The sequence below is a fragment of the Nocardia sp. NPDC006044 genome (assembly GCF_042871115.1).
In the GTDB taxonomy this organism is placed as follows: Bacteria; Actinomycetota; Actinomycetes; order Mycobacteriales; family Mycobacteriaceae; genus Nocardia.
The window spans coordinates 3,771,146-3,795,848 of record NZ_JBIAID010000001.1 but is presented as its reverse complement, the minus strand read 5'-3'; the positions used below and the strand labels follow the sequence as shown (position 1 = coordinate 3,795,848).

The window sequence follows — 24,703 nt, the reverse complement described above, 5'->3', positions numbered from 1 at the left end:
GAGGGTATCGCCGCGGCCGCTGGTCGACTGCGTGCTCGGTCAGCGCAGGTACTGGGCGACGGTGTCGGCCATCTGCGAGCGAAACGCGGCAGGGGAGAACGACTCGGCGTGCGCCCGAATCTTCGCGGGGGTGTAGCGGGACGGCTCGAAGTCGCGCATCGCTGCGGCGAGGTGATCGATGACGGCCTCGTCGGACCCGTGCGGGATGTGCTCGCCGGTCACGCCGGGGTCCACCGTGTCCAGCGCACCGCCCTGATCTACGGCGAGAATCGGTGTGCCGCAAGCCATTGCCTCCACCGGGACGATGCCGAAGTCCTCGACGCCGGGCATCAGCAGGGCTCGCGCGCGGCGATAGGTATCGAGCAGCACCTCGTGCGTGGTCGCGCCGAGGAAGGTCGTTTCCGGACCCGCGAGCGTTTCCAGCTGTGCGCGGAACCGGCCGTCGCCGAGGACGACGAGCCGGCAGCCCGCGCGCTGGGCCGCGAGAACGGCCAGATCCGCGCGCTTGTAGGGAACGAGCCGGCCGGCGAAGAGGAAGAAGTCGTCCCGCGGGATGGACAGGTCGGGAGTGAAGCGGTCGATCCGGACCGGAGGATAGGTGACCGTCGAGGCCAGCCCCCACCAGTCGGCGACCCGCCCGGCGACGGCGCGCGAGTTGGCGACCACATGGGAAAGCCGTGGGGCGGCGCGCAATTCATTGCGACGCGCCAAGCTGCCCAGCGCGGCAAGGGCTAGTTGGCCCGCGCGTCCGCCGGCCTCCTGCGCACGGAAGTCCTTGTCCCAGGCCCATCGTGCCGGGCTGTGTACATAGGCGATGACCGGGGCGTCGGTGGCGAGGGCCGCCTGGCTGGCGAAGGCGTGATGACTGACGACGACGGCATCGAAACGGTTCCCGAGGGGCAGGCGCCGCAGCGCGCGCGGAACGAACGGCAGTAGCGGAGCGTGCGAGCGGCGACCGGAGGCGGCGTAGGCCCGGCTGAGCCAGGTGTCGTGCACCGTGGTCAACGGCGGCCGGACGCCCGCGGGATCGACGATCGGCGCGAAAACCTCGGTGCTGGGCCAGGTTTCGGCCAGCTCGCCGACCACCGCCTCGGAACCGCCGAACTCGGTGAACCGCTCGTGCACGATCGCGATGCGCGGCTGGGTCATCGGTGCTCCGAGGCGATCCGGCGCGGCTCGGCGCGGCGGCGGATGGCGGGGGCGACCGGGCGGCCGGCCAGCAGGCCGTCGGCGCTGCCCTGTTCGATCGCCTTGCGGTACACCGCCGCCGCTTCGCCACAGGCGGTGATCGTCTCGTCGACGTCGGCATCGGTGTGCGCGGCCGAGGTGACGAAGGACTGGCCGAGCACGCCGCGGTGCAGCAGCTCTTGGAGGAACAACGTGCGGAACTCTTGCGACGGTTGGCCGTTCGGATCGCGGGTGACGAAGATCAGGCAGGACGGGCGGCCCAGCACCTGCAGGTAGTCGGCGATGCCGAATTCGGCGGCCAGCGCGTTCACCCCGTCCGCGAGCCGACGGCCCGCGTGTTCCATCCGGCCGATCGGGTCGCCGGTCCGATACTCGTGCACGACCGCGCGGAAGGCGGCCAGCGAACCCGATTCCGGGCCGTGTGTGGTGGACAGCAGGAACACTCGGTCCTGATCGGTGCGCAGCCCGCCGAGTTCCATGAACTCACGCTTACCGGCCAGCGCGGACAGCGGAAAACCATTGCCCATCGCCTTGCCCCAGCAGGACAGGTCCGGCCGCACCCCGTACACCGCCTGCGCACCACCCGCCGACCAGCGGAAGCCGGTGATCATCTCGTCGAAGACGAGCAGCGTCCCGTGCCGGTCGCACAGGTCTCGAACGCCTTCCAGGAAGCCGGGTTGGGGCTCGGACAGCGCGGTAGCGGCCTCCAGGACGACGGCGGCCACCGTTCCCGGTTCGAGCGCGGCGGCCAGCGAAGACAGGTCGTTGTAGCGGAATCGAACAGTGCTCGAAGCGATTTCGGCGGGGATGCCGCTGTCCATCGCGGTGGTGCCGATGAACCAGTCGTCCACCGAGAAGAACGGCTGATCGCACACGGCGATGACGCTGCGCCCGGTCGCGGCCCGGGCGAGGCGCACGGCGGCGGTGGTGGCATCGGAACCGTTCTTGGCGAACTTCACCATGTCGGCGCCGGGCACCAAGGTCAGAAAGTCTTGGGCGGCAAGCAGTTCCAGCTCGGTCGGCCGGCTGAAGCTGATGCCGTCGGCAAGCGCGCGGTGCACGGCGTCGAGCACCGGGCGGCAGGCGTGGCCGAGGGTGACCGAACGCAGCCCCATGCCGTACTCGATGTAGCGGTTGCCGTCCGCGTCCCAGACGTGACAGCCGTTGCCGCGCACCAGGATCGGCGCCATGAACTCGGGATACTGGTCCGCGCCCCTGGCGTAGGTGTGCGCGCCACCCGGAACCAGGTCGTGCAGGCGGGCTTGGAGCTCGTTGCTGCGGGTGAAGCGGCGGGCGCCCGCCGGTTCGGCGGAAAGAGGCTCCATGGTCTGGCTCCTGGCGGGATGGTCTGGCGCCTGGCGGGTCGGGTCGCACTCGCAGCGGAACCGCCTGGGCGAATCCTCCCTGCGCGCACCGGGTTCTGCGCACAACTGTACGTCGGCCGGATCGGCTTGTCCGCGCAACCGGGTCGCCTGTCGGTCGTTTGGTATACAGCCCCGCGCGTGGTCACTGATGCTCGGTGGAACCCGGCGTCCGTTGCGCGGACGGCGCCGAGGACTCGATGTCCGATCCGGGGACCGGGCACGACGTGATCGCCCACAGGTCGTGGTCGTTCCGGCGGCCGGTCGCGCCGACGTAGCAGCGCATGCGACCCTCCCTGGTCATGCCCACCCGAGCGGCGATGTCGGCGGAGCGGGTGTCCGCCGGCTCGACCGCGGTGGATACCCGGCACAGACCGAGCGGCCCGAAGGCGTGCCCGAGCAGGAGGCGGGTGGCCGTGGCCTGGACGTCGTCGGGGTGCCCCGGTTCGGTCCAGACGAACATGCGGGCGTTGCGGTCGAACATGTCGAGGTCGAACAGCCGGGCCTCGCCGGCGTACGCGCCGTCCACCTCGATCGCCAGCACCAGTCCGCTCGGGGAACGCAAACCCGGACGGGCACGGACGAATTGGCGCAGCCAGCGGACTCGGCTGTGCTGCTGGACCCACGTGTCGTCGGCCGCCACCGGGTACGGGTCCAGCGTGGTCCGGCCGCGCAACCGCGCGTCGCGCCACCGGCGCCAGTCGGACAGTCGCCGGCTGCGGACGACGATCCGCGCGCCGTCAGCCTGCTCGAGCCGGACCGGCCGGGCGGCGCGCAGCGGGTCGAGCAGATGCAGGACCCGGCCCGCGTAGAAGCGCGCGGCGGCGGCGACCACGGCGGTCCTGGGGAAGGCGCCGGTCGCGTCCGGCTGCGCGTCCGGCGCGTGCGGGGCGTGCCGGTCGTGGCGGTCGAGCCAGGACCGGGCGAATCCGCCGGCCGGAACGTCGGCCCTGGTGACCGCCCACAGTTCGTGGTCGCGCCGCGCGCCACCCACGTCGAAGTAGCGCCCCATCAGGGCTTCTCGCTGGAACCCCAGCTCGGCGGCGCCGTGCGCGGCGGCGACGTTCTCCGGCGAGATCGGTGCGGTGATGCGTTCCAGGCCGATCTGCTCGAGGCCGTAGTCCATCAGCAGCGCCGCCGCCATGCCGCCGATCCCGTGCCGGGCGACCTCGGCGTCGACCCAGATGCCGAGTTCGGCCGAACCGGTGGCGGTGTCGATCGAGCCGAGTTCGACCTGGCCGGCGAACCGGCCGTCCATCTCGATCACCGTGGCCAGCCTGCGGCCCGCGTTCGCCTCCGCCCGGCTGGTCAAACACTCACGCACCCAATGGGTTCCGCAATGGCGCGCGGCCCAGTCCAGCGTGGAGCTGTACCAGAACGGCTCGATGAAGCGCCGGTCCCGTAGCCGGATCCGCCGCCAGTGTGGGTAGTCCGCGATGCGCGGTGGGCGCAGCACGACGGTATTGCCGTGCAGTGACACCGGGCCGAGACTGATGCGCGCCAACGATTTCGGACTGGTCGACATCGGCGCCTACTCGCGAGGTCGGTTTTTGCCCAGTGACATCGTCTTGAGCACGCCCTCGGTGGAGACGGACAGCCGCCAATATGTCCCTGACGCGTCTTTGAGTACGATGCCGCCCTCGGTTTGCTCGGAAAGCCAAGTCCCGCTGGACAGTACCGCCGACCGCAGTGCGCCGTCGGCCGATTGGGTCTGGAAGACGTCGGTGTCGCCGCGTCCGGCCTTGCCGACCATGGTCCCGGTGAACGTCGGCGCGTGCATGCTGGTCCGGCCGAGCACGTGCCAGTGCGGTGGGAACAGCGTCGGGTTGAGATCGTCCGCCGCCGTGGAGATCAGGTTCACCGCGGTGCCCTCGGGGCAGCCGTTCGGATCGATCCGCAGCTCGATCGGCGGCTTCTCCAGGTCCTTGTCGAACTGGACGTTGGCGAGATAGGGCTGGCGGCAATAGATCAGGTCGAGGCCGACGGTGCGCGCGGCGACCTTGCAGTTGATCATGCCGAACTGCGCGGGCCCGCCGCCGCCCGCCTTGCCGACGGACAGCGCGATGTCGGCGCCCTCGAACCAGACGTTGGTGAGCCACCAGTCGTTGGCCGCCCCGTCGATCAGGATGTGCTTGTCGGTGGTCTTCGGATCGGAGTCGGAGACGAATTCGACGTTGGTGAGCGCCAATCCGGCATTGTGGTCGTTACCGGTGCCGAGCACGCCGACATAGTTGCTGGTGAGCTTGCACGCGGTGACGTAGTTCTGGATGCAGGAGGTGACGATGCCGATGCCGAAATTGTTGATGTCACAGTTGAGGAATGCGGTGCCGCCGGTGTTGCCCTCCAGCACCACGCCGCGTTGCTGCAGATAGCGCGGATGGTTCTCGGCGATGTGGTTGCCGCGGATCACCACCGAATCGAACGAGCAGCGAAAGCATTCCGAGAGCAGGACCGCGGTCGCTTTCGGCCCGGCTAGGTAGAAGCCGAGCCGGGCGAACCGCACGCGGCTGCGCCGGCGCAGCGCGATGAGCGTGGTGTCGGCCATGCAGTTGACCACCGTGACGTCGGCGCCGTCGCCGAGAACCGTGGCGTAGTCGCCCAATTCGGGCCAGGCGGTCACGTTGTAGTGACCCGCGGGCAGGTACATCACCAGTGGCGCGTCCTTGACCGCGGCCGCGGCGGCGATGGCCGCCGTGTCGTCGGCGATGCCGTCGCCGACCGCGCCGAAGTCGCGCACGTTGCGCGCGGCGGGTGCGTCGGTGACGTGCGGGGAACGGAATTCGATGTCCGGCGCCGCCGGGGACTCGGTGGAGCTACAGGACGCCAGGACCGGTACCGCACCCACCGCGCCGAGCGCGGCGGCGAGCATGCTCCGCCGAGCGACCGTCTCGTTGCGACGAACCAATTCGTTGCTCAAAGCCGCAGCCTCCCGGTCAGTCGCTGCAACCGGTTGCCCGGCTGGCTGTACGCTACCGCGCCGGTCAGCTTGTTGTCGCCGAATGTGGCCAGGGCGCCGCGTAATTGCGGCGCGCTGGTGCTGCCGAGCAGCACGACGGCGATGGTCTGTTCGCACAGCGGGGCGAGTGCGATGGCGTCGGCGGCGTGGGTGATCGGTGCGGTCTGCACCACGACATGGTCGTAGTCGGTGCGGAGTTTCGCGACGATCGCCGCGAATCGGTCCGACGCGAGCAGGTCCGGAGTCTGGTTGTCGGCCTCGCCCAAGGGCAGCACGGAAACACCGGTCTCGGCCCATCCGGTCAACGCGTCGTGCACCGGCGTGGTCCCGCGCAGCACCGCGGCGAGACCGGCGCCGGTGTTCGCCAAGGCACGCGAACTGCCGTTGCCGGTGGTATCGGCGTCGATGAGCACCACGTTGCTGCCCATGTCGGCGAACGATTTGGCCAGGGTCATCGCCACGTCCGGCTCGGATCGTGCCGAAAGACTGGTCAGCAGAATGGTTCTGGCTTCTCCCTCGCGCAGTAGCCGGGTGCGCAACCTGCGGGTCTCGTCGGGTGCGCCGGGGCGGCCCGCGTCGATGATGCCCAGGATCGGCACCGGCAGAATGGCTTCCAGGCTGTTGGAGGTGCGCAGCGTGCGGTCGGTGCGGTCGCGGACGAAGGCGCCCGCGCAGCCCAGCACGAGACCCGCCAGCAACCCGAGGAACAGGATGCGCTTGGACTGCGGCCCGCTCGGCCCGGACGGCACCTCGGCGCGGTCGACCACGGTGATCCGGGCGGCCGGTGCGGCGTCGCGCTCGATGGTCTCCAATTCGTCGATGAGCCTGCGGAATTGGGCGACCACCGAGTTGGCGAAGTCACGCGCGCCCTCGGCGGTCGAGGCCTGCACGGTGAGCACGATGTTGGTGGTGGCCGGCGGCGAGTACGCCTTGATCTTGCTCTGCACCTCGGCGACCGGCATCTTCAGTCCGAGGTCGTCGATCACCCGCTTGGCGACGGTGGTGCTGGTGGCCAGGTCCAGGTAGGAGCGCACGCGCTGCTGGGCGGCCAGGCCGCCCTGGTAGGAGTCGTTGACCGAGGTGCCGGTCGCCATCGAGACATACATGCTGCTGGTGGCGACGTAGGTGGTGGGCAAGGTGCTCAGGTATCCGGCCGACGCGCCTAGGCACAGCACCACCACCGCGACGATGATGACCCAGCGCCGGCGCGCGATATGCCAATAGTCGATCAACCCCATGGGGACTCTCTCTTTTCGATGGTGGATGCCCCGACGAATTGCGCGCTGCGCGCGTCTTGCCTTGCGGTAGAAACTGTTTCGATCCGGGTGCGCCGCCGGTATTCGCGGACCACCAGTGCGATGAGCCAGGCCAGCACGGCGGCCTGCAGGAATTTGCCGAGATTCTCCATACTGCCGAGGATTCCGCGTTCGAACAGCGCCGAGGCGCCGGTCATGGCGAGCCCGAGCACCACGACGGGGAAGAAACGCGAGTACAACGCCTTGGCCCAGGCGAGCAGCAGCAGGAAGGTGAACGCGGCGCAGACGACCACGCCCGGATAGCCGCCGAGCACGAAGCCCTCGTTGAGATTGCCCTCGGCCAGCGACACCGACACCTTGGTCATGTCGACCGAGGCGCCGCGCACCTCCATCGCCCACTCGGTGCCGGACTGGAACTTGGTCGTGCCGAGCAGCTGGCTCGGGATCAGGCTGTAGGTGGCGTGTTGCAGCGCCTCGGCGGGCGTCAGCCAGAACCCCGGCTGGTGGAAGTAGGCGTCGGTGGCGGCCTCGAGCAGGTCGAAGCGGCGCAGGATGCTGAGGAACGGTTGCACGGTCGGCGGATAGCCGGAATCGGTCAGCGACGACTCGGCCTTCGCGTACTGGGTCTGCTTCAGCGATTGCAGCCAGCCGAACCCGCCGATGCCGAGCACGGCGATGGCGGCGACCGAGACCGCCTTGCGCCTGGTCCAGCCGAGGATGGCGAACCGGACCGCGATGGCCATGGCCGCGCCGATGATCGGGGTCTTCGATTCGACGATCGCGGTCCAGGCCAGCTCGCCGAGCAGCAGCCCGCCGATGATCAGCCAGGTCGTGCGCGGGCGCTCGGTGCGGACGAAGATGATCAGGCCGAGGGCGGCGATGGTGGCCAGGATGGCGACGAAGGCCAGGATCGGATTGGCGCTTTCCACATCGCCCGCGCTGCCGATGGAACCGGAGACGTAGGACGCGGCCCGGCCGAGCAGGCCGACGCCGTACATCGCGGCGAGGGTCGGCACGAAATCCGGGTCGCCGGTGAGCGACGGCAGTTCGAGGGGCGGGTGCCGTCGCGCCCAGAGGGCATAGGCGACAACGAATCCCGCGTACACCCAGAGGCCGAAGACGACGTGCTGCAGCACCAGCGCGATGCCCCGGTCGTAGCCGAGCTGGGCCAGGCGCGGGTCCGGCACGTTGTCGCCGAAATGCGGTGCCGGCTGCACCCACAGCAGTACCACGGGCCGCGCGACGTAGGACAGCGACCAGAATGCCGCCTGCGCGATCAGGAACACCCGGGCGACGCCCGGAACCCGGGTGCCCGCCACCGCGATGGTGACGAGCGCGAGGGCGATCAGCAGCACCTCGGTGGTCGCCGTCATGACCGGGGCTCAGCTGATCGCATGGATGATCTCCCGCGCCCGGTCGACATAGCGGTGATCGCCCGCCAGGATCCGCTGATAGCCGGCCTCGGCCACGGCGGCGGCCTTGTCGGGATGCGCCGCGCACCAGTCGAGGATCGCGGACAGCTCGTCGGCGGTGCTGAACAGGAAGCATTCACCGGTGTCCTGCAACAGCTCCGCGTGCTCGTCGGTGCGCTCGCCGACGAACAGGCCACCGGCCGCGGGCACTTCGAACGTGCGGCAGGTGTGGGTGTCGCGGTTGTCGGAGTTGAGCAGGACCAGGTTGGCGGTGACGCTCGCGACGACCTCGGAGTACCGCTCGCCGTAGACCGCGCCGCCGATTTCGGCTCCGGTGGAACGCAATTCGGGGACGCGACGCCATCCGGGTCCGCGCACGAGCATGCGGGAGCCGTGCGTGCGGGCGAGGGCGACCAGATCGGCGCGACGGTCCGGGCGGCACACGCCGATGAAACCGACCAGGAACTGGCGGGTTCCGCGCCGTGCGGCCGGATGATGCCACGCCGGATCGTAGGCGCTGCGCACGAAGGTGACCGCGCGGGCGCCGCGGTCGCGCAGCTCGGCCACATTGTGCCGCTTCGTGGTGACGATGTGATCCCATTCCGCCTCGTGCGCAAGATATTCCGCGCTGGTGTTCGCGGGATTGGCGACATCGTCGGGGCTGTAGTGCACGTGCAGTGCGGCGGGCAGCTCGAGCAGCCTGCGCTGATCGAGGTGAATGCTCTTGAACGCGAACACCATATCCGGCCGGAATGCCGCGGCCGCCTGCTCGAGCTCGGCGTGCAGGCCGTTGACATTCCACGGCGCGCGCCGCCGGGCGAGCTTCGAATAGACCCAGGGCGGAGACAGCCTGGCCGGCAAGGTGACTCGGGTGGTGTCGATGACTACCACGTCGTGCCCGGCCTGTCGGAAGCCGTCGGCGAGCGAATGCGCGTTGCTGCCGACCCAGTCGTCTCCCAGATAGAGAATTCTCATGTCCCGCCCTCCTCGCGCATCAGCACAATCGCGGGGCCGGGGGCGGGTGTTACGCGCTCGCGGTTGATCAACGTGCGGATTCGCAGCAGATACCAAGCGGCGACGGTGAATTCGACGACCACGGTGCCGTAGACCAGCGTCCACACCGAGTGTGTGCGGAACGCGATGCCCAGCGCCACGGCGGCCACGCAGGTGCCGAGCACGGCGCCGATGAGCACGCCGGTGGTGTCCTGGCGCACGGGCAGTACCGCGGTGGTGACGAACGAGGTGATCGCGGTCGCGGGCAGCACGAAGATCTCGACTCGCAGCAGTCCGGTCGCGGCGGCGAAGTCCTCGCCGAACACCAGGTGGATGAGCCAGGGCGCGGTCAGCCACACCCCGGCGGCCGCCACGGCCGCGGTGCAGACGCAGGCGAGCAGGGCCTGCAGGGCGTGCCGCCAGAAGTTGTCGTCGGCGCTCTTGCGCGCCATCCGCGGTAGGAGCGCGAAACCGATGGGGTCCAAGGTGGATTGGATGGCCCGGACCAAGCGGTCCCCGGCGGAGTACAAACCGAGCGATACCGCGTCGAGGACCGCGGAGTAGACCGCCGCCGCGCCCTGCCCGTAGGTCGTCACCAATAGTCGGGAGATGAAAACCGGTGCGCCGGTACGCAACACGGTCCGCACGCCGCGCGGCCGGGTCGGCGGCCCGAAGGTGCGCAACGAGTCCCACCAGGTGAGCACGACGGTGGGAATGGACGACACCAGCAGGCACAGCACCGCGACCTGGGCGTTGGGCATGCGCGGCAGCACCGCGACCAGCAGCACGAGATAGCCGATCCGGCCGACGCCCTGGTAGGCGGTGGAGGCGCCGAAGCGGCCCTGCCCGATGAGCAGCCAGTCCTCGGAGGCCGACCAGAAACCGCCCGCGAACAGGCCGAGCAGGATCATCTCCAAGTGAATGGGCGCGCCCACCGCGTAGCTGAACAGCAGCGCCAGCCCGAGCACGCCGAGCGAACTGGCGCGGATGGCGAGGTAGTCGCCGCGCAACTGGTTGATGTGCTGGACGCGGTCCCCGCCCAGGCTCGCGTCGTGCACCCGGGCGGCCAGATACGAGGTGATGCCCAGGTCGACGAGCAGCGAGCCGATGAAGTAGGCCGACATGCCGATCGCGAGCAGGCCGAGGCCGTGCGTGCCGAGCACCCTGGCGGTGAGCGGAACGGTCACTATCGTGACGACGTACTGCCCGTACTTGCCGAAGCTGACGTAGCCGATATCGCGGATGATGCCGAGAAAGCCCATGCGGTGCTGCGGAGTTCGGCGCTCGGGGGCGCTCGGCGCCTGCGATCGGTCGGGGATCTCGGGGGCGGGGTGTTCAGCCATGCGGGGCTCTCTCCGATGCATGTGATGTGCCCGCGGCGTCGTTGCGTTGTGCGATGTCGTCGAGGAAGGCGGCGACCGTGCGCGCCGTTGCGGTGATGTCGAAGTCCTTGGCGCGCAGGCGGGCCGCCGTGGCCAGGCTGCGGCGCAGGGCCGGGTCGCCGATGAGGGTGTCGAGTGCGGTGCTGAGCTGGTGTTCGTCGCCGCCGGTGACCAGCAGTCCGTGCACGCCGTCCGCGACGATCTCGGCGGGACCGCCGGGGCCGGAGGCGATCACGGCGCAGCCCGCGTGCATGCCTTCGACCACGACCTGCCCGAACGGCTCGGGCAGCACCGAGCAGTGCACGAGAATGTCGCTGGCGCGCAGGTATTCGCCGGGGTCGTCGACGTGGCCGGTGAAGGTCACCGGCAGCGCCAGTTCGCGGGCCAGCTGCTCGAGTCGGGCGCGGTAGGGCTCCTCGTCGAAGAACGTGCCGCCGATCAGGAAGACCTGGCGTGGGCGCACTTTCGTGGCCGCGAGGGCGCGGAGCAGGACGTCCTGTCCCTTCCACGGGGACAGCCTGCCGACCACGGCGACGACGGTGTCGGCGGGCTCGCGCTGGTCGGCACGGGGGAGTTCGGTGCCGAGTTCGACGCCCGGATAGGCGACGATCGCGGGCGTGCGCCCGATCGGCAAGGTAGCCAAGGTCGTTCGGCTGTTGGCCAGATATCCGCGGCTGCACAGCCGGCCGAGCAGGCGCAGCACGAGCGTGGGCAGCCGTCCGAAGTAGTCGGCGGCGATGCGATCGTGCACCTGCCAGACCAGGGGAATCCGGGCGCGGCGGGCGGCGACCGCGCCCATCACCATGGCCTTGCTGCTCTCCGCCACCAGGACGTCGGCGCCGAGTTCCGCCGCGGTGCCACCGAGTGCCCAGCCCAGCCGCAGCAGGGCGGCGAACCCGGCGACCAGGCGCAGCGGCCCGGAGCCGATGGTCATCGCCCGGCTGTCGAATTGCCCGCGCACCACACGGGTTTCGACGCCGCGGGCGCGCATCCGCTCCACCATCGGACCGTCCTCCGTGTAGACCATGGCGACCTCCGTGCGCCCCTGCTCGCGCAGGGCCGAGACCAGCCGCAGCGTGGCCAGCTCGGCACCGGACGGCGCCGCGGTGTGTGCGAGGAACAGCGCGGTACTCATCGCCTGATTGCCCGGTACATCGCGAGATGTCGCTCGGCTGTGACATCCCAGGAGAAAGTTTCCGCGTGCGCCCGGCAGTGCGCGGGGCTCGGCACGGCGCCGTGCAGCGCGGCGGCGAGGCGCGCGCCGAGCGCGTCGGCATCGCCGGCCGGCACGATGAGCGAGGGATCCAGCCCGCGCACCGAATCCGGCAGTCCGCCACAGTCGGTGACGATGGGCGCGCGGCCGGCGGCGAGCGATTCGAGCGCGATCAGACCGAATCCTTCGAGGGCGGTGGTCGGCACGACGGTCAGTTCCGCCTGTTCGTAGAGTTCGGTCAGACGCTGATCGGGGATGTGCCCGGCGAAGGTGACGGTATCACCGAGCGACGCTGCGGTGGAGCGTAATTCGGCTTCCGCGGTGCCGGTGCCGACGATCACCAGGCGGGCCGCGGGGTGTTCGGCGAGCACGGCGGGCCAGGCGCGGAGCAGAATGTCGATGCCCATCCGGCGTTCGAGCCGGCGAACACACAGCACCGTGCGGGTTTGCGCCTCGGGTATGGGTGCGGCGTGGAAGCGGTGGAGATCGACGCCGGGCGGGATGACCGCGACGCGATCCGGGGAAACCCGGTAGTCGGTATGTAGTACATCGCGAAAGTGGTTGGACAACACCACGAATCGGTCCGCACCCGAATAGCGGACGCGTTCGAGCAGATACTTCGCGCGCACGGCCGTTTCACTCTGTCCGGTGAGCCGGCTCTCGGCGGCCCACGGTCCGTGGAAATGGATGACGAGCGGCAGCCGTCCGCGCCGGGCGACGGCGGCCGGACCGTAGAGGCAGAAGTGCCGATCGAGCACGGTGTCGCGGTGCAGTTCGCTCCGGTCCAGGAAGGCGGTGCGCGCCCGGCGCAGCGTGGAACCGCCTAAGCCGCCCCATGATTGGGCTCCAGGCGCCGCGGGGGAGTCCGTGCCGAAAGCCGCGGCCGATACCTCGGCCGCCGGCTGTCTGGTGAGCGCGTGGAAGAGCTCGGTGAAGTACCGATTGAGGCCGCCGGGCGCGGACGCGAACCACTCGGAACCCGTCATGTGCACCCGGACCGTGTCGGTAAAACCCGTCACCCATGCCCCCTACTGGCGGTGATGGCGGACGAGTCGCTGTCGGTGAACTCGCCTCTCCCGCAGAAGTCTAGGGGACTGTGGCACTTCTGGTCGGGCAGTCGGCGAGCTACCGACGGGTCACCCCAAATCGAACAGATTCGGCTGCCCGGCGCGGAAGCGCTCGGCGTCCAGCTGACGCAGCGGTTCGAACGCGGGAATCGACTCGCGGGTGAACATCTGGACCCGCGGGGCGGACGAGCCCGCGGCCTCGAGCAGTGCGTTGACCGCGGTGCGGCCGGCCTCGTTGGCGCCCTCCATGGTGGCCAGGTCGAAGTTGGTGCGCACGTAGTCCGCGGCGAGGAACAGGTTGGGAATCGCGGTATGCGCTTCGGGCCGCGCCGCCCAGGAGCCGATCGTGTTGATCAGCAACGGCTCATCGCTCTGGTTGCGCCCGTTCTGCCAGGTGATGCCCGGGTCGAGCAGCCATTCCCGGACGATGCCGTCCTTCAGCTGGATCTTGCCGTCGTCGTTGAGCGCGGCGGTCAGCTGTGCCCAGGTCTCCTGGTAGATCTCGTCGTGGGTGCAGTTCTTGGCGGTCTTGCCGAACAGGATGCCCGGGGTGTCCCAGTCGGAGATGTCGATGGTGAGGCCGTCATGGATGGTGCCGTCGCCGTACTTCGCGGCGTAGTCGACGTCCCAGAACGCGCGCTGGGAGTAGGAGGTCAGCCGCCACGGCGCGTCGAGGTAGATGTTGTATCCCGCGCCGAGTTCCAGCTTTTCGGTGACGAACATCTGCAGGCCGCTCATCCAGTCGACGGTCAGTTCGTCCATTCGTGCGAGAGCCGGGTCCAGCCCGCGGATTTCGGGCGTCCAGAGCTGTCTGGCCCGATCCGTCGGCACGGCGCAGACATACCAGTCGGCTTGATGTAGCCGAGTTGACCCGTCCGGCATACGAATTCGCGCCCCGCCGAGCTGCCCGCCGGCGATCTCGAACCCGTCCAGCGCGTGTCCGGGCCGGAACTGCACGCCCATGCCGCGCAAGTGGGTGAGCCACGGATCCAGCCAGGCCTCGTTGGTCGGGCCGTTGAGCACCTCGTACACCTTGGGCCCGCCGGTGAGCTCTCGCAGCAGGGCGAGGAAGAAGCCCTCCATCATGTTGCCCATCGTCCTGGTGCTGGCCACGTACTCCTTCGCGGCGACCAGCGCGCGTGTCAAACCCGTTGCGGCCAGGGCCTGGAACTGGGGCGACCGGCTCGCCGCGCCGACGAAGTCCCACCAGCTGACGTGCTCCCACTGGCCGGAGCGGCGGTCCTCGCTGGAGGTCAGATAGGTGACGACCCGGCCGGCCATGTGGATCGCCTCGGGCAGCGGAATGAGATTGTTCTTCAGGAATCCCTCGATCAGGATGCGCTGCAAGCCTTCCGGAGTGAGCGCCTGCCGCGGATCGAAGTAGAACCCGAACATCAGCGGGAAGCCGTCGGGGAGACCGTGCGCGCGGGGATAGCGCGGGTCGTTGACCGAGAACGGAACCAGGTTGTCGTGCACCGTGTTCCGGGTGCCCGGCAGTGGGATACGGCGCATGGTGTCGTGCACGTGGTGATAGAACGAGGTGAAACCGCGCGCACCGTGCTCGCCGGGCAGCGGCGCGCGGCCGTCACCGCCGGTGCCGGGCAGGGGGATGGTGCGGGACTTACCGCCGAGCTCCTTGCGGTCGAAGACGGTCACCTCGAAACCGCGCTCCGCGAGTTCGTGCGCCGCGGTGAGCCCGCCGATGCCCGCGCCCAATACCGCCACCGTGTTGCGGGCCGGGCCGTTTCGCCTGCGTGCCACCTGTGCGGTCGCCGGGCCCGCGGTCGCCGCCAAACCGGCGGCCCCGGCCAGACCGGCCGCTCCACGCAGTACCGCTCGCCGGCTGACCGTGCTGTCCCGATATTGAGCTGTCACTGTCCGACCTCGTTCGCATTTCTGACTATCCTGATAGTCATATTTAGCAGATAGGCGGCCGAGATGGGAGACAATGCGGAGATGACGAGTGGGGACCGCCGATGAGCGGTGACGCCAAGCAGCGGCGACCGATCCGGCCGTACGGCGGGGTCGGCGCGGCGGATCGGGTGGCGGCGCGGCGGGCCAAGCTGCTGGAGGCCGGTCTCGAACTGTTCGGGACGCGGGGCTACTCGGCGACCGGGGTCAAGGATCTGTGCCGTGCGGCCGGACTGACCGACCGGTACTTCTACGAATCGTTCGGTGGCACCAAGGAACTGTTCGCCGCCGTGTTCGATCACGTCATCGACGAACTGTTCGCGGCGGTGGCGGTCGCCGTGGACGCGCAGCCGCCCGAGGGAACCCGCAAGCTGCGGGCGGGCATCGGCACCTACCTCTTCGCGCTGGCCGAGGATCCGCGCACCCTCCGGATCGTCTTCGTCGAACCCACCGGGGCGGGCGCGGAACACCGCATGCGCGAGGCGCTGTGGCGGTTCGCGCGGCTGGTCGCCGCGACCGCGACCGGCGCGCGCCCGGAAACGCCGCCGCCGGCCGAACTGGTCGACATCTACGCGCTGTCGGTCGTCGGCATGCTCGAGCGCGTGCTGGTGGAGAAGCAGGGCGGTCGCCTGACCGTCCCGATGGACGAACTCGTGGACTATTGCACGGCATTCGCCGGCGCATCGCTCAGCGCGCTCTACGCCGGGCGGATCAGCAAACAATCCGGTCGGCACGAAGTGCGTTCGCGCGCAATGGAGTAAGTTGCCCGGAGCTGGCGGGTAACTCCGCGAGCGGTAGCCGCGATGCATAGCGTGGGGTAGATTTCAGGACGGGTTCGTGCTCGGCACGGACCGACCCGCGGGGGGCTGGCGGGAGGGTATGGACAGTGGGGACCGTAGGTTCCGAGGCCGAGCGCGCCGACATCGCCGAGGGTGATATCCGGGTGCTCGTCGAGAACGGCGAATATTGGCTGCGCAACCGCGGCGATATCGCGATGATGGCCGTGACGGTCGAGCGGCTGCGAGCACGCTGGCCGCGGGCGCGCATCGGGGTGCTCACGCACCAGCCGGGCATTCTGCGGGCGCTGCTACCCGAGGCGGAGCCGCTGTGCGGACCCGGCTGGAGCTGGGGCGGCGACGGCTGGTCCGGACGCCTATCCCGCACGGCCGGAACAAGGTTGGCCGGCCCGGCAGCACTGCGCTGGCGGGCGGCGACCGACGGGCCGAAGGACCGGCTACGGGCGCTGCGCTCCGCGGCCCGGCGCCGGGCCAACGGTCCCGGCATCGCCGAGCACGTCGCGACGCCGGAAGAGACCGAGTTCCCGGTCGAGATACCGGCCGCGGTCGAGCAGGCGTCGCTGGTGCTCGCGCTCGGCGGCGGATACATGACCGACGTGGACCGCTACCAGGCGCACCGCACCTTGAACCTGCTCGAACACGCTCGCGCGCGGGGCATTCCGACCGCACTGGTCGGCCAGGGCCTCGGACCGCTACGGGATCCGGCGCTGGTGCGGCGCGCGGCCGAGGTGCTGCCCGGCGTGGACTTCGTGGCGCTGCGCGAGGGACGGCGCGGGCCGGAGCTGCTCTCGCGGTTCGGTGTCGCGCCGGAACGGGTGCTGGTCACCGGCGACGACGCGGTCGAATTCGCCTACCGCCTGCGCAAAGCCACGATCGGCGCGGACCTCGGGCTGTGCCTGCGGGTGGCGGACTACTCGCGGGTCAGCGCGGCCGCGCAGGCCACGCTGGGCCGGGTCGTCCGGACCTGCGCGCGGCAACTCCAGGCGGGCGTGGTGCCGCTGATCATCTCCGAATATGCCTCGGAGGACCGGCTTTCCACGCTGCCGCTGCTGGCGGGGGCGGCCGAAGCGCGACCGGCGGTCGGGCGGGGCGGCACGCCGCACGATGTCGCCCGCCAGGTGGCGGGCTGCCGGGTGCTGGTCACCAGCGCCTACCACCTCGCGGTTTTCGCTCTGTCCCAAGGGATTCCGGCGATCGGCATCACCGCCTCGGAGTACTACGACGACAAGTTCCACGGGCTGTCGCAGATGTTCGGCACCGGACTGCGTGTGGTGCACCTGAACGATCCCGCGCTGGAGCAGGCGCTGACCACGGCCGTGCGCGAGTCCTGGTCGGAAGCTCCGGAGCTTCGAGAAAGCTTGCAGCAGAAGGCTATCGAACAGATCGAAGCCAGCCGGGCCGGACTCGAACGAGTCTTCCGCCTGGTGGAGAGCGGCCCGGTGCGACCGGGCCATCATCGAGGTGGATAAGTCATGACACGACTGTCGGTCTGCGTACCGGCCTACAATTCGGGCCGCACGCTGGCCACCACACTGCGTTCGGTGCTGGACCAGGACGTCGATTTCGAACTCGTCGTGCTGGACAACGCGAGCACCGACGACACCGGCGAGATCGCGCACGCGGTGAACGACTCGCGAATCCGGGTGCTGCGCAACGAGATCGTGCTACCGATCGGGGACAACTGGAACAAGGTGATCGCCGCGTCCACCGGCGACCTGATCAAGGTGGTCTGCGCCGACGACGTGCTGCGTCCCGGTGCGCTGGCCGCGCAGCTGGCGGTGATGGCGGACGACCCGTCGATCACCATCTCGTCCAGCCGGTTCGAGGTGATCGACGAGGACGGCGCGCTACTCGAGTCCGGACTCGGCCTGGCCGGGCTGCTCGGCAGGCAGAGCGCGCGGGCACTGGCGCGGGTCATCGTGCGGCGCGGCCCCGCCGATTTCGGGCCGACCGCGGCGGCGATGTTCTACCGCAAGCACTTCGATCAGGTCGGCGGGTTGCGCGGCGATCTGGTGTTTCCGATGGACGTCGACCTGTTCGCCAGGGTCGCGTCCTTCGGAGCGTTCTTCGGAATGTCGGAAACGCTTGCGGCGTGGCGCAATTCGTCGTTCAACCTGTGCAGCCGCACCTCGACGGTGAGCAAGCTGACCGACATGTACCGGTTCCATCACCGCATCGCGGGCGACTACCCGCATCTGGTCAGTCGCGGCGACGTGCTGGCCGGGGACACCCGGTTGGCCCGGGCGGCGCTGTACCGCCTGCGGGTTCGCACGGTGGCGACCGTACGCAACCGGCCGGATCTGCTGGTCTGAGCGGCCTGTTACGCGACGAAGCCGCCCCGGACCGATCTCCGGGGCGGCTTCGTCGCGTTCGGCAGCGCTCAGATGCTCCAGAGCCGCCCGTAGGTGTACACGGTGTCGCCGCTACCGCTGACCAGCTTCACGAACGGCCGGATCGTGGTCTGGCCCACCACACCCGTGACGGTGCCGTGGAAGCCGCCGATCCGGATGAAGCCGCCGGTGCCGGCGACATCGCCGCCCGCGAATTCGACCGTCTGGATCCCGGGGCCGAGGCCGACCTCGAGCTCGATGCCCGCCCGCGGGATCAGGCCGTTGAGCTTGAGCAGCGCGCCGCTGTCCCCGCCGAGATCGACGCCGAGATCCGGGGTCGAGTAGCCGAACTTCAACCGCCCGCTCAGCGTCGCCGGATAGCCGACCTGGTAGCCGACGGTGATGTGCCCGCGCCAGTCGTCGGCGCCGGGGCCGCTGACCTTGAACGCGGCCTCGCCCATGTGGAACCACTCACGGGTGAACGGATTTCCATCCAACGGCGGCACGAAGTCGATCCGCGTGTCGGATTGGATCGCCTCGATCGAACGATCCTTCCGATCGACGATCTGGTTACTGCTGTCGACGACCGCTCCCGCGGTGCCGGTCCCGAACGCCAGCCCCGACGCCAACACCGTGGCGATCGCGAACATACGGACGCTTCGGCCGCATTGCTGCGGTATTTCCCTCATCAGGTTGTCCCCTCTGCACACACACCTGGCCGAGCGTGGTGGTTCGCTCGACGCCCGCTCCCCGGCACGCAGGAGCGAAGAAACTCAACGACAATCAAGGGCAATCAGGTGTTCGGTCAACGAAATCATGTCAGATCAAGCGCATCGAGCAAACGGACAACAAAGGGGCTGGGGGACAGCGAATTCGAGGCAACTCATCCTCCCTTGACGGCCGAGTCGGCGGGGTCGTCGACGATCCAGCAACCGTCGAGTTCGGGGTAGCGGGCGCGCACCTCGGGTAGCAGGTCGGGCAGCGTCAGCAGCACCAGATCCGGCCGGGCCGCGACGAGTTCGGCGGGCGCGATGATCGGCACGTCGGTACCCGGCATCCGGCGGCCCTGCTTGGCCGGCGACGCGTCGGCGACGGCGGTGATCAGCCCGCGATCGACGCCCGCCAGGCTGAACAGGGCCACCGCCCGCGAGGCCGCGCCGTAGGCGAAGACCCGATCGCCCTGCGCCGCATGCCTGATCAGCCAGCGGCGCAGCACCTCGGCGTGCCCGTCGGCGGACTGCTGGAGGCTGCCGACCGCGAGCGGATCGGTGTAGTCGGCCTCTCGCGCGCGGATCTCGCGGACCGAGTCGTCGGATGGACGGGTGCCGTGCCGCGCGGCCACGAGCACGGTGCCGCCGTACAGGTCGAACTGCCACGCGGTGGTGATGCTCATCCCGGCGGCGGTCAGCAGCCGGCTGAGCGCCGACAGCGAATAGTAGGCAAAGTGGCCGTGCCGCAGCGCGTTCCACTGACCCGCCGCGACAATCGTGGCCAGCGAGTGGAATTGGATCAGCAGCAGGCCGTCCGGCGCGGTCGCCGCGGCCCGCTCGGCGAAGGCCGCGCGCTGATCGGGCTCGTGCATCAGGCCGAAGCAGTCCAGCACCACATCGGCGACGCCGTCGGTGGCGGTGTACCCGCGTTCGGTGAGCAAGGGCACCCAGGTGCCGCCGTGCGGGCTGCCGAACTCGCGCACGGTCTTGCCCTGGAGCAGACCGGCTTTCGCGACCCGGCCGACCGCGTCCGCGGCCTGCTCGCGCAGTGCCGCGGGTTCGATGCCGCGGGGTTCCTCGGCGCGGGTGTCGTCCTCGGCCAGTTGTGCGAGACCGCAGGGCGTGCACAGGTCCATGCGCAGCGGATGCGCGGTCTCGGCCAGTCCGACCGGGGAGGCGGCGGGCGGAAAGTAGTCGGCGGCCGGGACCATGCCCAGATCGAGCACCGGGCCGAGATCGATGCTGCCGCAGCCTCGGCAGCGCGGCGCGCCGGCGGGAATGGTCACGGTGAGCCCTTTCCACGGCGCGCCGCGGACCCGGTCGCGCGTGGCACCATGGCCTGGTGCGCATCGAGCAGACCGAGCTCGCCGACGTTCTCGTCCTGGTCCCCGAACCGTTCCGCGACGACCGCGGCCTGTTCACCAGAACGTTCGACGCGGCCGAGTTCGACACCTACCTCGGCAGGCCGGGAGCCGCGGCCGCCTTCCAGCAGGACTCCCAATCCCGTTCGCGCGGTGGCGTTGTCCGCGGCATGCACGGACGATCCGGGCGCGGCGAGGCGAAGCTGGTCCGCTGCGCGCACGGCGCGGTGCACGACGTGCTGGTCGACGCGCGGCCCGATTCGCCGACGTTCGGCAGGCAGCAGGCGTTCCTGCTCGACGACCAGACGTTCCGGCACCTGTACGTGCCGCCCGGCTTCCTGCACGGTTTCCAGGCGCTCACCGACAGCGCGGACGTGTGCTACCGCATCGATCGCCCGCACGACCCCGCCGAGGACGTCGGCGTCGCCTACCACGACCCCGACCTGGCCATCGCCTGGCCGCGGCCGGTCTCCCTGGTGTCCGCCCGTGACGCCGCCGCGGGCAGCTGGCAGCAGCTGCTCGCGGCGCGGTGACGACGGCCGGGGCCTAGCCGGCCGGAACACGAGCGGTGCCGGGCTGGATCCGGCGCATGGATTCGTCGAGCAGCCCGGAGCCGCGCAGCCGTTCCAGGTGCGGCAGCCGGGTGAACCTCTGGAAGAAGTCGTCGTAGGTGAGGCCGCGCGCGGTGTACTCCTGGAACAGCTCGTCCGCGCCGGCCTGCACGGTCCACAACGCGCGAAAACCGATGGCGGAGCGGGCCGCCGAGAAGTCGACCCGATAGGAACGCGGGTCGGCGCCGCTCTCGCCGGTGATGTTCAGCCTGGATCCGGGCACCGCCTCCACCACCGCGCGGGCGATGTCGGCGACGGTCAGGTTGTTGGCCTCGGTGCCGATGTTGAACGCGCGGCAGTGAATGGCGGCCGGCGGCGCGGTGAGGCAATTGGCGAACGCCCACGCGATATCGCGGGCATGCACCAGCGGCCGCCACGGGGTGCCGTCGGAGAGCACCTTCACCTCGCCGGTCAGCGTGGCGTAACCGACCAGGTTGTTCAGCACGATGTCCGCGCGTAATCGCGGCGAGAAGCCGAATGCCGTTGCGTTGCGCAGGAATACGGGGGAGAAGCCGGAATCGGCCAGCACCGCCACATCGTCCTCGACGCGCACCTTGCTCTCCGCGTACGGGGTGATCGGGCGCAGCGGCGCGTCCTCGGTGACCAGATCGGCCCCCGCGGCGCCGTAGACCGAGCAGGTGGAGGCGTACAGGAATCGCCGCACGCCCGCCTCCTTGGCCAGCCGGGCCAGGCGAACCGACGCGTGATGATTGATGTCGTAGGTGATTTCCGGCGCCAGCGCGCCGAGCGGATCGTTGGACAGCGCGGCGAGGTGGACGACCGCGTCGAAACCACGTAAGTGTTCGACGGTCACGTCGCGCAGGTCCATGGCCAGGCCGGGCGGATCGCCGGGCAGGTCGCCGAGCACGCAGTCGGCGAAGAAGCCGGCGTCCAAGCCGACCACCTCGTGCGCGTTGGCCCGCAGGATCGGCGCCATCACGGTGCCGAGATATCCCTGATGACCGGTGAGCAGGACGCGCATGGCTAGGAACCTCCGAAATCGATGACAGCCTTGTCGAGCACGAACGCCTCGGCGTGCGCGGTGTGGCACTGCACGCCGCGTAGCCGGGTCAGGCCGGTGAAGGCCTGCTCGTCGAACCAGTCCCGGTGGGCCTGGGACGGATAGTGCTTCAGCAATAGCCGCGACTTCTCTTCGGCGAGTTCCGCGGTGAGCCGGTGATAGAAGTTGGGCGCGGGAGTGTCGGTCTCCCACTTGAGGATTTCGTAGCCGAGTATCAGATGATCGCGGAACTCGGTGGGCACCAGCTCGGCGAGCAACCGGTGATCCTGGTGCGCGTCGCCGCGCTGCGGGGCGAAGACCAGACCGGGATCGACCCGGGCGCGAAAAGCGTTGAGTTCGTTTTTGATTCGGTCCCAGTGCGCGGGCGCCCGGCCATCGGGCAGGTCCAGCACGGTGAGGTCGACCTCGGCGCCGGGGCAGAACGCGTCCAGCGCAAGGATTTCCTCGTCCGCGCGGGCGGTGCCGCCGCCGGAGAGCACCAGCGCGCGCACCCGCAGCCCCGGGCGCGCGCGGGTCAGGGTCAGCAGCGTGGCCCCCATCCCGATGGCGATGTCGTCGCAATGCGCACCGAGCACGGCGATCTCGTCGACCGCCCCGACGTTCAGCCGGATCACGCGTTCTCCCAGACCATCCACGGGCGCTTACCGGACTGGTAGCCGGCGTCGAGTTCGGCCCGCTCCTTGAACGTGTCGGCGGGCTTCCAGAATCCGAGGTGCTGGTAGCCGAAGAGCCGGCCCTGCCCGGCCAGCGTGCCGCACGCGTCCGCGACCAGGTCGCCGCCGGGCGGCAGCAGATCGAAGATCTCCTGGCTCAGCACGAAGTAGCCGCCGTTCTCCCACAACGGCATTCGCGACACCGGCATGATCTCCTTGACCTCACCGGTCGGCTTCAGGTCGACGCAGTGGAACGAGGACTGCGGCGGTACCACCATCATCGAGGCGGCCGCGCCGGAGGCGGTGAACTTGTCGATCATCTCGTCCAGCGGGGCATCGGTGAGCACGTCGGCGTAGTTGGCCAGGAACGGCTCGTCGCCGGCGACGTGCTCGCGGACCCGGCGCAGCCGCTCGCCGATCGGCGATTCCAGGCCGGTGTCGACGAAGGTGATCTTCCAGTCGCTGATGTCGGAGCGCAGCATCTCCACCCGGCCGTCACGGATGACGAAGTCGTTCGACACCGATTCCTGATAGGTCAGGAAGAAGTTCTTGATGTGCAGCCCGCCGTAGCCGAGGCACAGGACGAATTCCTTGTGGCCGTAGTGCGCGTAGTAACGCATCACGTGCCAGAGCAGCGGTCGCGGGCCGACCATTTGCATGGGCTTCGGGATCATGTCATCGGTGCCGTCACGCATCCGCATGCCGTATCCGCCGCAGAACAGCACAACTTTCATCGTGCTCCCCTCCCTGTCATTTCTTTATGTCGTGCGCTGTTCACGTCGTTGTGACTGGTGAGGTCGGCACTGTGCAGTGCCGGAAGCGGGTAGACCAGGCGGCCGCCCCACGAGGCGATATGGCGGAGCTGCTCGGTGATCTCGGCCTCGAGATTCCACGGCAGCACCAGGACGACATCGGGCTGATCCAGCTCGATCCGATCCGGTGAATAGATCGGGATCCGGGTGCCCGGGGTGAATCGCCCGTGCTTATACGGGTTTCGGTCGACGGTGTATTCGAGCAGGTCGGTGCGGATGCCGCAGTAGTTGAGCAGCGTGTTGCCCTTGCCCGGTGCGCCGTACCCGACCACCCGCTTGCCCGCGGCGCGCTGGTCGAGCAGGAAGCGCAGCAGATCGTGCCGGACCGCCTCGGTGCGGGTGCGCAGCGCGTCGTAGCCCTCGACGTGGTGCAGGCCCGCATCCTTTTCCAGCCGAAGGACTTCCCGGACACGAGTACTGGGTACGGCACCCACTTCGGCCGGCCGGGCCCACACGCGGATCGAGCCCCCGTGGGTGTCCAGCAGTTCGACGTCGACCACCGCGAGGTTCGCCGTCGCCAGCGCGCGTTGTGCGGAATGCACGGTGTAGTACTGGAAATGCTCGTGGTAGATCGTGTCGAACTGGCCGAGGCGCATCAGGTTCAGCGCGTGGTGCACCTCGATGGAGAGCCAGCCGTCGTCGGCCATCAGCGTGCGCAGCGACCTGGTGAAGCCGCGCAGGTCGGGCACGTGGGCGTAGACGTTGTTGGCCACCACCAGGTCTGCCGGTCGGTGCGTCGCGCGGATCTTCGCCGCGGACCGCTCGTCGAGGAAGGTGGTCTCGGTGGGCACGCCGGCCGCGCGGGCGGCGTCGCCGACGTTCACCGACGGTTCGATGCCCAGGCAGGGGATGCCCGCCGCCACCGCGTGCCGCAGCAGGTAGCCGTCGTTGCTGGCCACCTCCACCACGAACGAGTCCTGGTTCAGTCCGAGTCGTTCGATCGACTGTGCGACAAAGGTTTCGGCGTGCCGCACCCAGCTGTCGGAGTACGAGGAGAAGTAGGCGTACTCGGTGAACGTCTCCTCCGGTGTGATCAATGCCGGAATCTGCAGGAGCAGACAGTCCGCACACAACCGTAGGTGTAGCGGGTAGGTTGGTTCCGCGAGATCGAGTTCGTCTGCCGCGAGGAACTTTTCGCACGGTGGCGTCGCGCCCAGATCGAGCACACTTGTCAGTCGTTCGGAATCACACAATCGACACTGCAACGCAGCCCACCTTCTGCCTGGGTTCGCCCTCCGGCGCATTGCCGGCGCACCCCTGACGTCGACTCGATCCAGTGAGACGTTACAACGAAAGCCCCGCGTGTCGTAGCTGAAACCGGCTGGCCAGGAAGTAATTTCCGGTACTTTTCAACTGTTTCCGGCGAGTAGCTTCCCTGCGGCTATCGACGAGCTTGGTGGTTCGGTCTTGATGGGATGAATTCGCCTGGGGGCAGCGAAAGTTCGCGACCTGGTCGCATATGGTCGCCGGCACCGAAAACATACCTGGGTGGCAAACCGACCGTTCCCTTATCGGCTACCGCGTGGAACACTCTGCCGCCCTGATGATTCGACATGTGAAACGGATTGTGTTCTGTAACAATCGGCATCTGACCGCCGAAGGACGGGACACCCGAGGCGGTCAGGTTTGTGCCGTGGGGACCGATCAGTGCAGATCGGGGGGCTACTTT

The 24,703-nt window shown here is 69.2% G+C and carries 21 protein-coding genes; 4 read left to right on the top strand and 17 right to left on the bottom strand.

All coding sequences use genetic code 11. The features are described from left to right. Positions 1 to 39 precede the first annotated feature (39 nt). From ACFYO1_RS17365 to ACFYO1_RS17315, 11 genes are all read right to left on the bottom strand, one after another. Positions 40 to 1,149, bottom strand: coding sequence for a glycosyltransferase (locus tag ACFYO1_RS17365; protein ID WP_387231560.1), 1,110 nt, complete (start codon positions 1,147 to 1,149; stop codon positions 40 to 42). After that, entirely contained in the window at positions 1,146 to 2,513 is a 1,368-nt protein-coding gene (locus tag ACFYO1_RS17360; RefSeq protein ID WP_387231558.1) for a glutamate-1-semialdehyde 2,1-aminomutase, read from the bottom strand. Before ACFYO1_RS17360 ends, ACFYO1_RS17365 begins: the two co-directional genes overlap by 4 nt. Positions 2,514 to 2,694: 181 nt before the next feature. Continuing rightward, positions 2,695 to 4,074 (bottom strand): GNAT family N-acetyltransferase, encoded by a 1,380-nt coding sequence (locus ACFYO1_RS17355; protein WP_387231556.1) that lies wholly within the window; start codon positions 4,072 to 4,074, stop codon positions 2,695 to 2,697. 6 nt (positions 4,075 to 4,080) lie between these two features. Continuing rightward, on the bottom strand, positions 4,081 to 5,418 hold the full coding sequence (locus tag ACFYO1_RS17350) for a glycosyl hydrolase family 28-related protein (RefSeq protein ID WP_387231919.1): 1,338 nt from the start codon (positions 5,416 to 5,418) through the stop codon (positions 4,081 to 4,083). A 44-nt stretch (positions 5,419 to 5,462) separates the two neighbouring features. Continuing rightward, entirely contained in the window at positions 5,463 to 6,743 is a 1,281-nt protein-coding gene (locus ACFYO1_RS17345) for a Wzz/FepE/Etk N-terminal domain-containing protein (protein ID WP_387231554.1), read from the bottom strand. Continuing rightward, complete coding sequence (locus ACFYO1_RS17340; protein ID WP_387231553.1) at positions 6,734 to 8,134, bottom strand: hypothetical protein; 1,401 nt, start codon at positions 8,132 to 8,134, stop codon at positions 6,734 to 6,736. Before ACFYO1_RS17340 ends, ACFYO1_RS17345 begins: the two co-directional genes overlap by 10 nt. A 9-nt stretch (positions 8,135 to 8,143) precedes the next feature. Then, positions 8,144 to 9,148, bottom strand: coding sequence for a glycosyltransferase (locus ACFYO1_RS17335; RefSeq protein ID WP_387231551.1), 1,005 nt, complete (start codon positions 9,146 to 9,148; stop codon positions 8,144 to 8,146). Continuing rightward, the gene (locus tag ACFYO1_RS17330) at positions 9,145 to 10,428 is read right to left on the bottom strand and encodes a lipopolysaccharide biosynthesis protein (RefSeq protein WP_387231917.1); all 1,284 of its coding nucleotides are present in this window, start codon (positions 10,426 to 10,428) and stop codon (positions 9,145 to 9,147) included. Before ACFYO1_RS17330 ends, ACFYO1_RS17335 begins: the two co-directional genes overlap by 4 nt. A gap of 73 nt (positions 10,429 to 10,501) precedes the next feature. Further along, on the bottom strand, positions 10,502 to 11,683 hold the full coding sequence (locus tag ACFYO1_RS17325) for a glycosyltransferase family 4 protein (RefSeq protein ID WP_387231549.1): 1,182 nt from the start codon (positions 11,681 to 11,683) through the stop codon (positions 10,502 to 10,504). Beyond that, complete coding sequence (locus tag ACFYO1_RS17320; protein ID WP_387231915.1) at positions 11,680 to 12,747, bottom strand: glycosyltransferase family 4 protein; 1,068 nt, start codon at positions 12,745 to 12,747, stop codon at positions 11,680 to 11,682. The genes ACFYO1_RS17325 and ACFYO1_RS17320 overlap by 4 nt, the downstream gene beginning before the upstream one ends. 150 nt (positions 12,748 to 12,897) lie before the next feature. Next, complete coding sequence (locus ACFYO1_RS17315) at positions 12,898 to 14,703, bottom strand: FAD-dependent oxidoreductase (RefSeq protein ID WP_387231547.1); 1,806 nt, start codon at positions 14,701 to 14,703, stop codon at positions 12,898 to 12,900. 101 nt (positions 14,704 to 14,804) lie between these two features. Between ACFYO1_RS17315 and ACFYO1_RS17310 the strand changes: the two genes are divergently transcribed. The 3 genes from ACFYO1_RS17310 to ACFYO1_RS17300 all read left to right on the top strand — a co-directional run bounded on the left by ACFYO1_RS17310 (position 14,805) and on the right by ACFYO1_RS17300 (position 17,848). Continuing rightward, positions 14,805 to 15,500, top strand: coding sequence for a TetR/AcrR family transcriptional regulator (locus ACFYO1_RS17310; RefSeq protein ID WP_387231545.1), 696 nt, complete (start codon positions 14,805 to 14,807; stop codon positions 15,498 to 15,500). A 125-nt stretch (positions 15,501 to 15,625) separates the two neighbouring features. Next, a complete protein-coding gene (locus ACFYO1_RS17305) occupies positions 15,626 to 17,005 on the top strand; it encodes a polysaccharide pyruvyl transferase family protein (RefSeq protein WP_387231543.1) in 1,380 nt (459 codons plus the stop codon). 3 nt (positions 17,006 to 17,008) lie between these two features. After that, on the top strand, positions 17,009 to 17,848 hold the full coding sequence (locus ACFYO1_RS17300) for a glycosyltransferase family 2 protein (protein ID WP_387231540.1): 840 nt from the start codon (positions 17,009 to 17,011) through the stop codon (positions 17,846 to 17,848). A gap of 68 nt (positions 17,849 to 17,916) precedes the next feature. On the opposite strand, the gene ACFYO1_RS17295 is transcribed toward ACFYO1_RS17300, so the two are convergent. Together ACFYO1_RS17295 and ACFYO1_RS17290 are read right to left on the bottom strand one after the other, a co-directional pair. Continuing rightward, complete coding sequence (locus ACFYO1_RS17295) at positions 17,917 to 18,516, bottom strand: MspA family porin (RefSeq protein WP_387231539.1); 600 nt, start codon at positions 18,514 to 18,516, stop codon at positions 17,917 to 17,919. 233 nt (positions 18,517 to 18,749) lie between these two features. Beyond that, complete coding sequence (locus tag ACFYO1_RS17290; protein ID WP_387231537.1) at positions 18,750 to 19,862, bottom strand: class I SAM-dependent methyltransferase; 1,113 nt, start codon at positions 19,860 to 19,862, stop codon at positions 18,750 to 18,752. Positions 19,863 to 19,918: 56 nt separating this feature from the next. On the opposite strand from ACFYO1_RS17290, the gene ACFYO1_RS17285 reads away from it, so the two are divergent. Continuing rightward, positions 19,919 to 20,470, top strand: coding sequence for a dTDP-4-dehydrorhamnose 3,5-epimerase family protein (locus ACFYO1_RS17285; RefSeq protein ID WP_387231536.1), 552 nt, complete (start codon positions 19,919 to 19,921; stop codon positions 20,468 to 20,470). 13 nt (positions 20,471 to 20,483) lie between these two features. On the opposite strand, the gene ACFYO1_RS17280 is transcribed toward ACFYO1_RS17285, so the two are convergent. Genes ACFYO1_RS17280 through ACFYO1_RS17265 form a run of 4 tightly spaced genes read right to left on the bottom strand, consistent with a single transcriptional unit; the run spans position 20,484 to position 24,239 of the window. Further along, positions 20,484 to 21,530, bottom strand: coding sequence for an NAD-dependent epimerase/dehydratase family protein (locus tag ACFYO1_RS17280; protein ID WP_387231534.1), 1,047 nt, complete (start codon positions 21,528 to 21,530; stop codon positions 20,484 to 20,486). A gap of 2 nt (positions 21,531 to 21,532) precedes the next feature. Then, positions 21,533 to 22,183, bottom strand: a complete 651-nt coding sequence (locus ACFYO1_RS17275) for a PIG-L deacetylase family protein (protein WP_387231532.1) — start codon at positions 22,181 to 22,183, stop codon at positions 21,533 to 21,535. Continuing rightward, positions 22,180 to 22,956, bottom strand: a complete 777-nt coding sequence (locus tag ACFYO1_RS17270; RefSeq protein WP_387231530.1) for a glucose-1-phosphate cytidylyltransferase — start codon at positions 22,954 to 22,956, stop codon at positions 22,180 to 22,182. The genes ACFYO1_RS17275 and ACFYO1_RS17270 overlap by 4 nt, the downstream gene beginning before the upstream one ends. Then, on the bottom strand, positions 22,953 to 24,239 hold the full coding sequence (locus ACFYO1_RS17265) for a class I SAM-dependent methyltransferase (RefSeq protein ID WP_387231528.1): 1,287 nt from the start codon (positions 24,237 to 24,239) through the stop codon (positions 22,953 to 22,955). Before ACFYO1_RS17265 ends, ACFYO1_RS17270 begins: the two co-directional genes overlap by 4 nt. Positions 24,240 to 24,703: the final 464 nt, after the last annotated feature.

What these genes read in the sequence shown, in the direction of transcription:
- ACFYO1_RS17365 (WP_387231560.1), bottom strand. Translation starts at nt 1,149, where the DNA reads ATGACCCAGCCGCGCATCGCGATCGTGCACGAGCGGTTCACCGAGTTC.
- ACFYO1_RS17360 (WP_387231558.1), bottom strand. Translation starts at nt 2,513, where the DNA reads ATGGAGCCTCTTTCCGCCGAACCGGCGGGCGCCCGCCGCTTCACCCGC.
- ACFYO1_RS17355 (WP_387231556.1), bottom strand. Translation starts at nt 4,074, where the DNA reads ATGTCGACCAGTCCGAAATCGTTGGCGCGCATCAGTCTCGGCCCGGTG.
- ACFYO1_RS17350 (WP_387231919.1), bottom strand. Translation starts at nt 5,418, where the DNA reads ATGCTCGCCGCCGCGCTCGGCGCGGTGGGTGCGGTACCGGTCCTGGCG.
- ACFYO1_RS17345 (WP_387231554.1), bottom strand. Translation starts at nt 6,743, where the DNA reads ATGGGGTTGATCGACTATTGGCATATCGCGCGCCGGCGCTGGGTCATC.
- ACFYO1_RS17340 (WP_387231553.1), bottom strand. Translation starts at nt 8,134, where the DNA reads ATGACGGCGACCACCGAGGTGCTGCTGATCGCCCTCGCGCTCGTCACC.
- ACFYO1_RS17335 (WP_387231551.1), bottom strand. Translation starts at nt 9,148, where the DNA reads ATGAGAATTCTCTATCTGGGAGACGACTGGGTCGGCAGCAACGCGCAT.
- ACFYO1_RS17330 (WP_387231917.1), bottom strand. Translation starts at nt 10,428, where the DNA reads ATGGGCTTTCTCGGCATCATCCGCGATATCGGCTACGTCAGCTTCGGC.
- ACFYO1_RS17325 (WP_387231549.1), bottom strand. Translation starts at nt 11,683, where the DNA reads ATGAGTACCGCGCTGTTCCTCGCACACACCGCGGCGCCGTCCGGTGCC.
- ACFYO1_RS17320 (WP_387231915.1), bottom strand. Translation starts at nt 12,747, where the DNA reads ATGACGGGTTCCGAGTGGTTCGCGTCCGCGCCCGGCGGCCTCAATCGG.
- ACFYO1_RS17310 (WP_387231545.1), top strand. Translation starts at nt 14,805, where the DNA reads ATGAGCGGTGACGCCAAGCAGCGGCGACCGATCCGGCCGTACGGCGGG.
- ACFYO1_RS17300 (WP_387231540.1), top strand. Translation starts at nt 17,009, where the DNA reads ATGACACGACTGTCGGTCTGCGTACCGGCCTACAATTCGGGCCGCACG.
- ACFYO1_RS17295 (WP_387231539.1), bottom strand. Translation starts at nt 18,516, where the DNA reads ATGTTCGCGATCGCCACGGTGTTGGCGTCGGGGCTGGCGTTCGGGACC.
- ACFYO1_RS17280 (WP_387231534.1), bottom strand. Translation starts at nt 21,530, where the DNA reads ATGCGCGTCCTGCTCACCGGTCATCAGGGATATCTCGGCACCGTGATG.
- ACFYO1_RS17270 (WP_387231530.1), bottom strand. Translation starts at nt 22,956, where the DNA reads ATGAAAGTTGTGCTGTTCTGCGGCGGATACGGCATGCGGATGCGTGAC.